General features: G+C 85.2%; 1 pseudogene. It reads right to left on the reverse strand.

From position 1 onward, the window contains the following. Window positions 1-270 (reverse strand): annotated as a pseudogene (locus AAHZ94_RS35380) (hypothetical protein); the annotation flags it as partial.

Raw genomic sequence — 270 nt, forward strand, 5'->3', positions numbered from 1 at the left:
GCGCAGCCGTCGAGCACCGCCCGCACTTCGGCCGGCGGATACGGCGCACCGACCGGCGCCTGCGTGGCGCGCTCGCGCCCCTCCCAGGCGGCCACCAACTCCGCGGCCAGCCGGGGCGCCCGCTGCGGGTCGGCGAGGTGGTCGCGCAGCGCGTCGACGGTGCGGCCCTCGGTCGCGCCGTGCCCGGCGCGCCGGGTGCGCCGGGCGCGCGCGTCGCGGGGGGCGGGGGCGGGCGGGCCGGACCGGGGGGGCCGCGCGAAGCAGGGCGGG

Source organism: Streptomyces sp. HSW2009 (assembly GCF_040240285.1).
Taxonomy (GTDB): domain Bacteria; phylum Actinomycetota; class Actinomycetes; order Streptomycetales; family Streptomycetaceae; genus Streptomyces.